Below are 12,248 nucleotides of genomic sequence, written 5' to 3' on the forward strand. Positions count from 1 at the left end.
AATCTTTCAGTTGGAGGCAAGCATCTATGGCCGAGAAAAGAGTTGTTGTAAAATTTGGTGGAGCAGAACTGCGTTCCGGAGAATCCTTTAGGCAAGCGGCGGAAATGATTAAGACTGCTGACTTTGAAGAAGTGGTCGTTGTCGTTTCTGCAATGGAAAAATCAACAGACAATCTGATTAACTGTGTCAAGAGCATTGGAGGAATCAGCGATGCAGACTACGCAGACATTGTGTCGATGGGGGAAAGAATTAGTGCCAGAATTTTCAGCGCAGCCCTTAAGGCGCTCGGCATAAACTCTGTATGTTTCGATCCGCAAAGCCAAAATTGGCCGGTAATAACGAACTCAAACTTTTTAGAGGCGGAGCCAAACCTTGAAGAAACAAGAAGAAGAGTCAAACTGTATGTAGAACCGCTTTTGGGAAGCTGCGTTCCAGTTGTATGTGGCTTTTTGGGTAGAGATCCAGAGGGGCGTGTAACGCTTCTCGGTAGAGGGGGGAGCGACATAACCGCAACTTTGCTAGGCAACTGTTTAAACGCTGACGAGGTTATTCTTGTAAAGAATACTGAAGGAGTCTTGTCTGCTGATCCAAAACTCGTTCCAGAAGCCAGACCGTTAAAAAAAGTGTCTGTCGAAGAAATGTTTTCGTTAGCCCAAGGTGGAGCAAAAATAGTCCACCCAAAAGCCCTCAAATATAAGCTCCCTCACCAGAAATTAAAGGTCGCCAGTTTTAATAACGGGTTATCTTCTGAAGGAACCGAAATTGTAGGAGCTTTTTCCAACTTGTTCGAGATCAGGAGACATAACGGCCTATGTGCCGTAACTCTTGTTGGAGAACTTAATGCAACAAGCCTTGGAAGGGCCCTAATGACCTTTGCTAATGAAAAGGTTGTCGGTCTAAGCACTGGCAGAAAATCAGTAACAATCTTTGCAAATGTAACGACAGATCAGAAAGCTTTACTTTCGCAGCTATGTCAAATAGAAGGTGTCAAAGGCGTAAGCATTAAAGAAAACATTGGCGCCATCGAAGTTCTAAGCCCAGACTTCATCGAGTCTCCAGGATGGGTTGCTAAAATATCTAGCGCTCTCGCTGAAAAGGGAATAAACATAGTGGAGATTTCCTCAAGCAAGGCTACAATCACCGTTTTTCTAGAAGAAAAAGACTTGGAAAAGGCTATGGATTCCATTAAAGCGGTTAATCATTAATGGAGGTCTAAATTTGGGGATCCTAAAAAGCCCATTGGAAAATGTTGGCGGCAAACTCTATATAGATAGTGTTTCAGCTGTTAAGTTAGCGGAAACTTTCGGAACACCTCTCTATGTGATCAGCGAGAACAAAATAAGGGAGAACTATAAAAAACTGCGGGAGGCCTTTTCAAAAAGATACCCCAAGTTTAGAATACTTTACTCTGCGAAGGCAAACACTAACATTTCAGTGTTAAAAATTCTCCACAGCGAAGGAGCATATGTGGACACCGTAAGCGCAGGCGAAGTTTACCTAGCCTTGTCAGCAGGTTTTCATCCTAATGAGATTTTGTACACCGGAGTAAATGTTGGAGACAAAGAGCTAAAGTATGTTTTAAACGAAAAGGTCATGATTAACCTTGACTCTTTGTCACAGCTTAATAGGCTTCTTAAGCTTGGCGTTCCAGAAATTTTGTCTTTCAGAATTAACCCGGAATATGGTGCTGGCCATCATGAATATGTCGTCACAGCCAGCAAAATCGCAAAGTTTGGAATAGATGGAGATTCCGCCCTTAAAGCTTACGAAATTGCCAAAAAAGCCGGCGTCAAAAGGTTTGGCATTCATATGCACATCGGCTCAGGAATAATGGACGTGACACCCTACCTTAAATCTGGAGAACGTCTCCTTGAAATAGCCTCGAAAATCAACGCTAAGATTGGGATAAGTTTTGACTTCATCGACCTTGGCGGAGGAATCGGGGTTCCCTACAAACCGGAAGATAAAGAAGTTAATCTGGATGCTTTTTGCAGCAAACTTGTGGAAATGTTCAAGAGCAAACTAGATGAGTATGCACTGGGACAACCGGAGCTTTGGATCGAGCCTGGAAGATTTATAGTTGCCGAAGCTGGCATTCTTCTAACAACGGTTACCACGGTAAAACACACACCCTACAGAAAGTTTGTCGGAGTGGATGCAGGGTTTAACACGCTTATAAGGCCAGCCATGTACGGGGCCTATCACCATATTCTCGTCGCGAATAGACTTGATGACCAGCCGACAGAAGTTTACGATGTCGTCGGTCCAATTTGCGAATCCGGTGATGTCCTTGCTAGAGACCGCCTCTTGCCGAAAATATGTGAGGGCGACTTGCTTGCTGTTTTAAATGCTGGGGCATACGGTTTCTCTATGAGTTCGCAATATAACTCTAGGCCTAGACCGGCTGAAGTGCTCGTTAAGGGCGGTAAATACACCCTCATAAGGGAAGCTGAAACTTTTGATGATTTAACTAGGAGACAAAGGGTTGCAGAATGGCTAGAAGGATAAGTTTTTGGAAAATGCATGGCCTTGGAAACGATTACGTAGTTATCGATAATAGAAGCGGATTGCTCAATGAGGGAGAGTTGTCCAGCCTCGCTGTAAGACTATGCGAAAGAAGGTTTGGAATAGGTGCAGACGGCTTACTGCTTATTTATCCTTCACAAAAGGCTGAGGTGAAAATGAGAATCTTCAATCCGGATGGCACGGAAGCTGAAATGTGTGGAAATGGAATCCGATGCCTTGCCAAATATTGCTTCGAGAACAGCTTAGTGCAAAGAACGTCATTTCTCGTTGAGACGCTCGCGGGTGTTAGAACATTAAATCTAAAAATAGGAAATAATAATGTTGTAGAGTACGTAAAGGTTGACATGGGTTCTCCAAACTTTGAAGCTGATAAAATTCCCATAAAATGGAATGGCGCCTTCATAAATAAGCCACTCAACGTAGGAGATAAAACATTTTATGTGACAGCCCTATCCATGGGAAACCCTCACTGTGTAATCTTCGTTGAGGATGTTAAAAGCTATCCTGTTGCGGACATTGGACCAATATTGGAAAAACATGAACTTTTTCCAAGGAGAACCAATGTTGAATTTGTTCAAGTAGTCTCAAATAAAAAGTTGAAAGTTAGAGTTTGGGAGAGAAGTGTAGGTGAAACCCTCGCTTGTGGAACGGGTGCATGTGCAAGTGTTGTAGCTGCAAACATTCTTGGGAAGGTGGGTGAAACAGTAGTTGTTGAACTTTTAGGGGGTGAGTTGACTGTTGAATACCACGGCGGTGTTGTTTTCATGGAGGGTCCTGCTGAAAAAGTTTTTGAGGGTGTTATAAACCTTTAAGGAGGAGGCAAACATGTTGGATTTCAATTTGTCTAAAAAACTTAAGGCTATTCCGCCATATTTGTTCGCTGAATTGGAAAAAATAGTTAGGCAAAAAAGACTGGAAGGCGCGGATTTAATTTCCCTCAGCATAGGAGACCCGGACCTTCCACCGCCGAAGATTGTTATAGATGCCCTGAGGGAGGAAATAGCTAAGCCTGAAAACCATGGCTATTCCTCTAGCGAAGGAGAATACGAATTCCGACTGGCTGTTTCACAATGGTACAAAAGAAGATTTAATGTTGATTTAGACCCAAATAAGGAAGTCGTCACTCTCATAGGATCAAAGGAGGGCTTATGCAACATTGCAAGAGCTTTCCTCGATGAAGGGGACCGCGTACTAGTGCCGGATCCTGCTTACCCAGTGTACGCTAATGGAGGCACCGTTTTAAATGGTGGCGTACCAGTCTATTTTCCCCTCCGTGAAGATGATGGTTTTCTCCCGTGTTTCGAGGATGTTGATGTTAATGGCGTTAGAATGATGTTTGTTAACTACCCAAACAACCCTACCGGTGCTACAGTGTCCCTTGAAGAACTTAAGGAGATAGTGGACTTTGCCTTTGAAAACAGAATAATCCTATGCTATGACAACGCCTACTCGGAAATAGCCTTTGGCGATTATCGAGCTCCAAGCGTCCTGCAAGTGGACAAGGCGCGGGAAGTGGCTGTTGAATTCCATTCATGTTCAAAAACGTTCGGCATGACTGGAAGCCGAATAGGCTTCGCCGTTGGCAATGAAAAATTAATCGCCGGTTTGAAGAAAATTAAGTCACAGGTGGACTCGGGGCCGCCTAAGTACATACAGTTGGCGGCGGCAAAGGCCTTGAAAATGTATGAGGAAGAAAACCCTCCGAAACCGGTGAAAGAGGCTTGCCAAACGTATTATAGACGAGTAAAAATTCTTGCAAAGGAACTAAATTCCATGGGGCTGAAATGCCAAACGCCGAGGGCTACATTCTACGTTTGGGCTAAGTGTGGCACAAGCTCCATGGAACTTGTCAAGAAAATGCTTGAGGTTAACGTTGTCGCCACGCCGGGCGTGGGATTCGGCGCTCAAGGTGAAGGGTACATTCGCTTTTCAGCAACATGTTCCGAAGAAAGAATAAAAGAAGCTTGTGATAGATTGAGAAAAATTCTCTAGCATGTCGAAAAATCTTTAGCAGATTCTAATGCCTAAAATGTTTTTATAGAAAGTTATTCCAAAAAGAATATTTACATGAGTTTATACATGCCATTATATGCTGCCATCTTTAGATGAAATAGCGAAAAGAAGAAAGATGCTTGGTTTAACTCAAAAACAGTTGGCGAAAATTGCCGGTGTTAGCCAATCTTTTATCGCTAAAATAGAGTCTGGCAAAATAGATCCTTCATATGGTAAAGTTAAATCTATTTTCGATGTGTTAGAAAGAATGGAATTCAAGGAAAATCACACCGCCAAGGAGATTTTTCATGAAGGTGTCGTAGGCGTTCAGAAACGTGATAATGTTGCAAAAGCCATAAGCCTAATGATGGAACATGGTTTTTCACAAATTCCAGTTTTCGATGGCGAAAAATGCGTCGGCTGCATATCCGAAAAGACCATACTAAGCCAGGTGACCGCCGCCAAGGACTTTTCAGAGGTTTCGAAAAAGTTTGTTGAAGAAATTATGGAAGAAGCCCCGCCTCAAATAGACGAAAATGCTCCAGTCCCTCTAGTTTCAAATCTGTTGCATTTCTACCCAGCGGTTCTAGTCACAAGGAAGGGTAGGATTGTCGGGATAATAACGAAAGCAGATCTCTTTAAGGTGATCATCTAAAACATGACCACTCCTCTCTAGAAACTATTTTTATAAAAGCTTATTTGCATGTAATTCGGAATTTGTTAGCGTGCATTGATTATGAAACTTTCAGAAACGTCTCTGCAGTCTACCGTTTCTGTAAAAGCTGAGGGGTGGAATTCACCAGTTCTAGGGGATTCCAGAATTAGCGTCTTCATACCTGTCTATAAAGGTTCTGAACTGTTAGAGCCTTTACTGGAAAAGTTAACATGCACCATGCCTGACTATGGGGAAATTTTTGTTGTTGTGGACGAACCAAACAAAGAGTCGCTTAGAATTGTGGAGCGCTATCATGGCAAAGTTTGCTTTATTTTGAATAATGAACGTAAGGGGAAAGTGGAAGCTCTAAACAGCGCTGTTAAATTATCTAGCGGTCAAATTCTGGTTTTCATCGATGCTGACGTTAAGGTTGACGGTGATATCAATCTTTGGCAAGTTGTAAGGGATGCAATGTGCGATGCCGACCTTATCGACTTTAAGAAAAAGATTATTAAAGATTCTTTCATTTCGAGGATGGTCAATTACGAGTATTTGAGCTCAAATTTTGCAAGCTATTTCTTCTCAAGACTTGTGGGCAAATTTTTTGGGGTGAGCGGAACAGCCTTTGCGATAAAAAGGGAAGTTTTCGAAGAGGTTGGAGGCTTTTCAAAAGTTGTTTCTGAGGATTTAGACTTGGCTGTTAAGACTTTTCTGAGGAATAAGAGGTTTAAATATGCTGAAAAGGTTTGCGTCTACACTAAGGCCCCCTCTAATTGGAAAAGCTGGCTAAACCAGAGGAAGCGTTGGGGCATCGGCACTGGTTTATGGATTAAGACGCATTGGAGAAAACTAGTCGCACATATTGTGAAATATCCTCATGTTGCGCTTCCATGTGCAATTATGATTTTCCCAGCCGTAATACCTCTTTTACTCAGTTACGTTTTTTCTACTGTTCTAGAGGTGCAATTTCACCATTTTGTTCCAGTGGTTTTGGCAGCACAGCTAGGCTTTGCATTCCCTCAGGTGGTTCACCCCTCACTTTTATCCATAATCCTAACGGGTTTGACAAACTCCTTCATAGGATTTCTAGCATTTTCAACCCTTTTTTACGTGGTTTCGCGGAGGTTTGGGCTCCACTTTAACCTTGCAGAGTTTTTAGTTTATTATCTTGTTTATCAGCCCATAGCGGTCATTGTGCTTTTTATCGGTATATTAAGGGCTTTTGTTTCTCAAAATTATGAGCTAGACTGGAAGGTTTAACTGCGAAAACCTTTAAATAATTTAATCCATTTTGGTTCGGTTAAACCGTTGGAAAGGGTGTTATTTCAATGAGCTTGGCTGTGGAGGCTACAAATGTTGTTAAAGTTTTTGGAAACATCCGAGCTTTAGATGATTTAAGCTTCGCGGTTAAACCTGGCGAAATTTATGGGCTTATTGGTCCCAACGGTGCTGGGAAAACAACTGCATTAAGAATTATTTCGACTTTGCTTTTGCCTTCAACAGGCACCGTGAAGGTTTTTGGATTGGATGTTGTTGAAAAAGCCGCGGAAGTTCGCAAGATTATTTCTTACCTTCCAGAGGAGGCCGGAGCTTACCGTTATCTTTCCGGATGGGAATATCTCGAGTTTATGGCAAAGTTTAATGCCAAAAATAAGGACGAAGTTCACATTATGGTTAAAGAGGCTGCCGAAATTTGCGGTTTAGGTGAACGCCTAAAGGATAAAACCAAAACTTACAGTAAAGGTATGAAGCGACGGCTTCTGGTGGCCAGGGCGCTTATGCCCAAGCCTAAACTGGCGATTTTAGACGAACCAACAAGCGGCTTGGATGTCATTCACTCCTTCCATATTAGGGAAATCATAAAAAAATATGTTAAGCTGCATGATGTGACCGTTCTTCTCTCAAGCCACAACATGTTAGAGGTTGAACATCTCTGCGATAGAGTCGCCCTTATGGATAAGGGTAGGCTTGTGGCTGAAGGCGCCCCTCAAAAGCTTAAGGAAAAGTTTGGATGCGCAAACCTTGAAGAGGTTTTCGCTAAGGTGGTGAAGATTGCTTAAAGGGTTTGAAACGTTTCTCCTAAAAGAGCTTAAAGAGCTAATGAGAGACCCAAAAATCCTACTGCCTATGGTCATTGTGCCGCTGGTGTTGTTTCCAGTTCTGGGCGCGGTAATGGGCTATGCAATGCAGACAGCTCAAGAACAAGCCATAAAAGCTGCATTAATCATAGTGAACAACGACGGTGGAAACTGGTCCCACGCTTTCATCAATTTCTTAGAAAGCTTGAACGCCTTCGGCTTCAATCTCACGATTTATCCTGAAAATAACATAAAGCCATTAGACAGCGGGAAAGTTCTAGAGCTTCTCTCCAAATATAATGCAACCCAAATTCTGGAAATTCCAGAGGGGTTCAGCCAAAACGTAACCGCCCATTTCAACAATCCCAGCACAAAGGCCTACGTGAGGTTTTATGGCGTCTTACGTGGGACAAGCATCTTCGAAAGCGTCGGTTCCTCGACGGTTGACGCTTTGATAAACCTGTTTAACCGGTATTACGCTCCAGATGTTTTATACTCCGAGAAAGCAACCGTAATTAAGGGTGAAATTAAATACGTGGATCCTGCAGCTGTTTCCGGGCTTTTGATGATGCAGTCTATAGCTCTGCCAGTAACCGTGCTTATTTTGCTTTCTTACGCTCCTCAGGTTGCCGCTGCTTCCATGGCTATGGAAAAGGAGGAGAAAACTCTCGAAACCCTTTTGACGTTACCTATGGATCGTCTTGCAATTCTATGGGGGAAACTCTCTAGCTCCATTATTGTTGCGGCAATCGGCGCTATTGCCTACATGGCTGGCTACAGTTACATGTTTAGCTCAATTACGACTGGAATTCCCGTTAGCTCAAACTTGGATTTAGCTGCTTTAGGACTTGTACCGTCGGCTTTCGGTTATTTACTCTTGGGTTTGTCGCTTTTTGTTACTTTAATCTCAGCTTTAGCATTGGCCGTCATTCTGTCAGCTTTCGCTGGAGATGTTAGAGGCGCCCAAGCTCTTGTCAGCAACATATACCCACTGGTTTTCTTCCCATCCATCGCCCTAATATACTTGGACATTAACACGCTGCCTTTTGTATTTAAACTTGTATTGTTCGCCATCCCCTTCAGTCATCCAATAATAGCCTCGAAAGCCATCGTAATGGGCGACTATTGGACCGTTATTTTTGGTATAATTTATGTTTTCGCCTTCACCGTAGTCGTTATGTACGCGGCTTCAAGACTTTTCGCCACCGAGAAAATACTAACAGCAAAACTAAAATTCAAGGGACTAAGGAAGCGGAAAGAAACACCTCTTGAGGAATCCTAGCGTTTAAATGCAAAAGTTTCTAGACACCACTTTGTCAGAGGCTGCCCAAAATGTCCTAGCATTTACAACAGAACAACAAAACTTGCCCTTTATTTGCCCGTTTGCGTACACGAAGCTTAGGTCTACGTCAATCTAGTCGAGCTTAGCAAACTATAAAGGGCGTCGCTGCAGGTCCCACAAGTTTAAACTTACGCGTCACTTGCGTTGTGCTGACTTCTAAGCAGTGTGGACTTGTTAAAATATTTTAATAAGACGCTGCTAAAAATTGTGTGAAAAGAGGCTCTTAAGAGATGCTCAGTCAAGAAGCTGCCTTGAAAAAAATGCATGAAAAGGGTCTAGCAAAAACTTTAGGGCTAATTTCAGACACTCATGTGCCTGTCCGCGCCCGTGAAATCCCCAAAAAAGTTTTCGAGACCTTCGAAAAAGTCGATTATATCATTCATGCTGGTGATCTTGTGGACCTAACCGTGATAGACAAGTTGGAGCAGATTGCCCCAGTTTTAGCAGTTTACGGAAACATGGACGGCCCGGAAACCCGTGGGAAACTGCCGAAAATGAACTCTCTCAAGATTTTCGATTGGAAGATCGGAGTCATGCATGATCCCGGAACCTTTTTTGGTATGGGGAAGATGCGGGAGATAGCGAAACAAAACGGTTTCAATGTTCTTGTTTATGGGCACACTCATCATCCAACTATAAAGTGGGAAGGTGAAATTCTCTTTATAAATCCTGGAAGCCCGACAAACCCTCTTCCGCCTTTTGTTGCAAAGCCTACCGTTGGATTGCTTACGGTAACTAGGGAGAAAATTTTGCCAGAAATCGTTGTGCTTTCATAGTTTCGCTTTTTCACTTTAACTTATCTCTCTACTGGTTGAGGTTACCAATTCAGAATATGATTTAAAAGGTTATGCGAGCCTGAATTTTTCACTGAGCTTACTGATTCGGCGAGGTGTACCATTCATGGAACGTTGTAGAAACCCATGGGGTAAAGAATGCAAGAATGAAGACATCGAAGTTTATATAGTTTTCAAGGGTGAGAAGCTTCCCATTTGTAGGCGTTGTTGGAGTGAGATAGCCGAAAAAGACTTGGAATGGTGAGAACGGTGCAAGGCTTTAAGGTAAATGTTGCCAAGTCTTTTATCTGGAAAAACGTTAACCTTCACCTTAAAGATGGCTCCGTAATAGTTAATGTGTGATGGGCTGAAATCCGGAAAGACGTGTTGAAAGGCGAGATTTTGGTTAAATGCATCCCTTACGGAAGGACCAGAGTGCTTCAAATACCCTTAAGAAACATCGCGTGGGCGAAGCTTTTAAACCTAAATCTAATAGAAGCTGGCGATAGGCAAAGTAGCTAGTCATGTTGGCTTTTATGCATAAAAGTTTAAAATAGCCTTAAATAGGGTTTAGCAGATTTTCTGAACTCGTGATCACATATGCCGTGCACAGTTATAATCGGAGGTTTCTGGGGAGACGAGGGGAAAGGTAAAATAATTTCTTACCTCGCTTTAAAGGATAAAATAGATGTTTGTGTGCGAACAGGTTCCGTTAATGCGGCGCACACTGTCTGGTTTGAAGGAAGACGTTATGCGCTTCACATGGTTCCAGCCACTTTTGTCTATGAAAAGTGTCGCTTGCTAATTGGTGCCGGTGCAAATATTCATGTTGCAAAGTTCCTTGAAGAAGTGGAATTGACAAATGTGAAAAACCGCATAGGCGTTGATTATCAGGCTTCAATAATTGAGGAGAAGCATTCTGAACAAGATAGAACGAGTGCCCACCTGAAGGGTATAGGTACAACAGGCTGGGGTGTTGGACCAGCCATAGAGGAACGCGTCCGCAGAACTGCCAAACTGGCTAAAGAAGTTCCCGAGCTGCAACCTTACTTAACGGATGCGGCATTAGAAGTTAATAACGCCATAGATTCTGGCAAAAAAGTAATTTTGGAAGGAACGCAAGGATTTATGCTTTCACTTTTCTTTGGAACTTATCCATATGTAACTGGAAGGGACACAAGCGCTTCAGGAGTATGCTCGGAGGCAGGTGTAGGCCCGACAAAGGTTGATGACGTCTTAATAGTGTTCAAGTCTTTCATGACCCGTGTTGGAGCTGGACCATTACCGGGAGAGCTTCCAAGAGAGGAGGCTATTAAACGCGGATGGTTTGAGATTGCTGCTGGAACAGGCCGTGAAAGACGCTCAGCCCCGTTTAGCTTTGAAATCGCCAAAAAGTCTGCAACTGTAAACGGTGCAACTCAAGCAGCATTGACAAAGCTGGACGCTTTGTATCCAAAGTGTAAAGGTGTTAGAAAATATGAGGACTTGCCGGTTGAAGCAAAAGAATTTGTGAGAGAAATTGAACGGCAAGTAGGTATACCCGTGATCTTAATAGGAACAGGTCCAGATGCATTAGACATAATTGATCGAAGAACCTAAATCCTTAGCTTCAACGTTTCCTCGACATCCATTTACGCGTTAAAGCTGATAATTGCTGTGGTAAGGCCTTCAATCTTAAGCAAGGAAATGCTTGGCGATAGTTATATGCGAAAGACTTCACGATTCAGCTTGGCTTTCGAAGTTTTAAACAGAGACTTAAAACTGATTTTTATCTCAAACCTTGTGGGCGCTTTCGGAGACGGTCTTTATGCTTATCTCTTGCCCTATTATATGGCTGAAGGTTTGGGGGCGGGTTCTGTTGAAATCGGCGCGTTATATGCGTTGGCAAGCCTCTCGGCTGCTTTAACGCTGCTTGTCGCCGGGACGTTTGCTGATAAATATGACAGAAAAAAGATTATGATAGCCGGATGGGCTGCATGGATTCCGGCACCACTAATTTTTGCTTTTGCAAGAAACTGGATGCAGCTGGCTCCAGGTATGATACTTTGGGGTTTTTGGCTCGGCGGATCTGCAAGCACAGCCTACATTGTAACAGCGGCTGACAGGAATAGGCTTACGTTAACGTTTACGGTTATATCCTCAGCTTGGTCTCTTGGCTATGTTTTTTCGCCAGCCCTTGGCGGATACATGGCTGGAAAAGTTGGCATGCAAACCGTCTTCCTTGCATCGTTCGTCCTATATAGTTTAGCGGCGCTGACTCTGGTGTTCATCAGAAGCCAATATGCCAAACCGCTGGAACAAGTAAACTTCAAAGATTATCCGTCAACACTTCAGCTTTTAAAGACGAGGGAGCTTATGGTGCTTTCAGCCTTTTTCGCGGCGGTAATGTTCGTTCTGATGATGTATCGCCCTTTCGTGCCAAAGTTTTTAGCAGACATACACCGCTACGGAGACTTTGAAATTGGTGTTCTAGGCTCCATAGCCTTCGCCGGCTCAGCTATTTTAGGCATTGCATTAGGCAGACTTGGAGACAGGTATGGGAAAAAATTCGCCATCACAGCCTTGATGATGCTGTGTAGCTTTTCCTTGGCTGTTATGCTTCTAACTGGAAACTTCTACATTCTGGTGCTTACATCTTTCTTGAGTGGGGCCTCCTACACAATATGGTCGTTGATGAGCGCTGTTGTAGGGCCCATGGCACCAGAACTCATAAGGGCTAGGTGGATTTCCATCCCGCAAACGATAAGTATGTTCATTTCAACGCTAGCACCATACTTTGGTGGAATACTATACAATATGGAGCCAAACATACTCTTTGTCACTGCAATTACAATGACCATTATTCTGGCGGCAGTCGCTTTAAACCAGAAGTTTTAGGAGTG

At 43.2% G+C, this 12,248-nt stretch carries 12 protein-coding genes; all 12 read left to right on the forward strand.

Going from position 1 to position 12,248, the window contains the following annotated elements:
* The first annotated feature begins 26 nt into the window (after positions 1-26).
* The gene (locus KEJ24_00325; GenBank protein ID MBS7646275.1) at positions 27-1,205 is read left to right on the forward strand and encodes an aspartate kinase; all 1,179 of its coding nucleotides are present in this window, start codon (positions 27-29) and stop codon (positions 1,203-1,205) included.
* Between the two features lie 19 nt (positions 1,206-1,224).
* A complete protein-coding gene (lysA, locus tag KEJ24_00330) occupies positions 1,225-2,508 on the forward strand; it encodes a diaminopimelate decarboxylase (protein ID MBS7646276.1) in 1,284 nt (427 codons plus the stop codon).
* Complete coding sequence (locus KEJ24_00335; GenBank protein ID MBS7646277.1) at positions 2,505-3,338, forward strand: diaminopimelate epimerase; 834 nt, start codon at positions 2,505-2,507, stop codon at positions 3,336-3,338. Before lysA ends, KEJ24_00335 begins: the two co-directional genes overlap by 4 nt.
* 13 nt (positions 3,339-3,351) lie before the next feature.
* Positions 3,352-4,518: an aminotransferase class I/II-fold pyridoxal phosphate-dependent enzyme gene (locus tag KEJ24_00340; protein ID MBS7646278.1), complete on the forward strand. Its 1,167-nt coding sequence runs from the start codon at positions 3,352-3,354 to the stop codon at positions 4,516-4,518.
* A gap of 97 nt (positions 4,519-4,615) precedes the next feature.
* Complete coding sequence (locus KEJ24_00345) at positions 4,616-5,173, forward strand: CBS domain-containing protein (GenBank protein ID MBS7646279.1); 558 nt, start codon at positions 4,616-4,618, stop codon at positions 5,171-5,173.
* 81 nt (positions 5,174-5,254) lie between these two features.
* Positions 5,255-6,433: a glycosyltransferase family 2 protein gene (locus KEJ24_00350; protein MBS7646280.1), complete on the forward strand. Its 1,179-nt coding sequence runs from the start codon at positions 5,255-5,257 to the stop codon at positions 6,431-6,433.
* Positions 6,434-6,501: 68 nt separating this feature from the next.
* Complete coding sequence (locus tag KEJ24_00355) at positions 6,502-7,233, forward strand: ABC transporter ATP-binding protein (GenBank protein ID MBS7646281.1); 732 nt, start codon at positions 6,502-6,504, stop codon at positions 7,231-7,233.
* Positions 7,226-8,533: an ABC transporter permease gene (locus tag KEJ24_00360; protein MBS7646282.1), complete on the forward strand. Its 1,308-nt coding sequence runs from the start codon at positions 7,226-7,228 to the stop codon at positions 8,531-8,533. Before KEJ24_00355 ends, KEJ24_00360 begins: the two co-directional genes overlap by 8 nt.
* 290 nt (positions 8,534-8,823) lie before the next feature.
* The gene (locus KEJ24_00365; GenBank protein MBS7646283.1) at positions 8,824-9,369 is read left to right on the forward strand and encodes a metallophosphoesterase; all 546 of its coding nucleotides are present in this window, start codon (positions 8,824-8,826) and stop codon (positions 9,367-9,369) included.
* 124 nt (positions 9,370-9,493) lie between these two features.
* Positions 9,494-9,631, forward strand: coding sequence for a hypothetical protein (locus KEJ24_00370; GenBank protein ID MBS7646284.1), 138 nt, complete (start codon positions 9,494-9,496; stop codon positions 9,629-9,631).
* 335 nt (positions 9,632-9,966) lie between these two features.
* Complete coding sequence (locus KEJ24_00375) at positions 9,967-10,965, forward strand: adenylosuccinate synthetase (protein MBS7646285.1); 999 nt, start codon at positions 9,967-9,969, stop codon at positions 10,963-10,965.
* A gap of 105 nt (positions 10,966-11,070) precedes the next feature.
* On the forward strand, positions 11,071-12,243 hold the full coding sequence (locus tag KEJ24_00380; GenBank protein MBS7646286.1) for an MFS transporter: 1,173 nt from the start codon (positions 11,071-11,073) through the stop codon (positions 12,241-12,243).
* The last annotated feature ends 5 nt before the right edge of the window (positions 12,244-12,248 follow it).

The organism is Candidatus Bathyarchaeota archaeon (assembly GCA_018396705.1).
Lineage (GTDB): Archaea > Thermoproteota > Bathyarchaeia > Bathyarchaeales > Bathycorpusculaceae > DRVP01.

What these genes read in the sequence shown, in the direction of transcription:
- KEJ24_00380 (MBS7646286.1), top strand. Translation starts at nt 11,071, where the DNA reads ATGCGAAAGACTTCACGATTCAGCTTGGCTTTCGAAGTTTTAAACAGA.
- KEJ24_00325 (MBS7646275.1), top strand. Translation starts at nt 27, where the DNA reads ATGGCCGAGAAAAGAGTTGTTGTAAAATTTGGTGGAGCAGAACTGCGT.
- KEJ24_00340 (MBS7646278.1), top strand. Translation starts at nt 3,352, where the DNA reads ATGTTGGATTTCAATTTGTCTAAAAAACTTAAGGCTATTCCGCCATAT.
- KEJ24_00370 (MBS7646284.1), top strand. Translation starts at nt 9,494, where the DNA reads ATGGAACGTTGTAGAAACCCATGGGGTAAAGAATGCAAGAATGAAGAC.
- KEJ24_00350 (MBS7646280.1), top strand. Translation starts at nt 5,255, where the DNA reads ATGAAACTTTCAGAAACGTCTCTGCAGTCTACCGTTTCTGTAAAAGCT.
- KEJ24_00345 (MBS7646279.1), top strand. Translation starts at nt 4,616, where the DNA reads ATGCTGCCATCTTTAGATGAAATAGCGAAAAGAAGAAAGATGCTTGGT.
- KEJ24_00355 (MBS7646281.1), top strand. Translation starts at nt 6,502, where the DNA reads ATGAGCTTGGCTGTGGAGGCTACAAATGTTGTTAAAGTTTTTGGAAAC.
- KEJ24_00375 (MBS7646285.1), top strand. Translation starts at nt 9,967, where the DNA reads ATGCCGTGCACAGTTATAATCGGAGGTTTCTGGGGAGACGAGGGGAAA.
- KEJ24_00365 (MBS7646283.1), top strand. Translation starts at nt 8,824, where the DNA reads ATGCTCAGTCAAGAAGCTGCCTTGAAAAAAATGCATGAAAAGGGTCTA.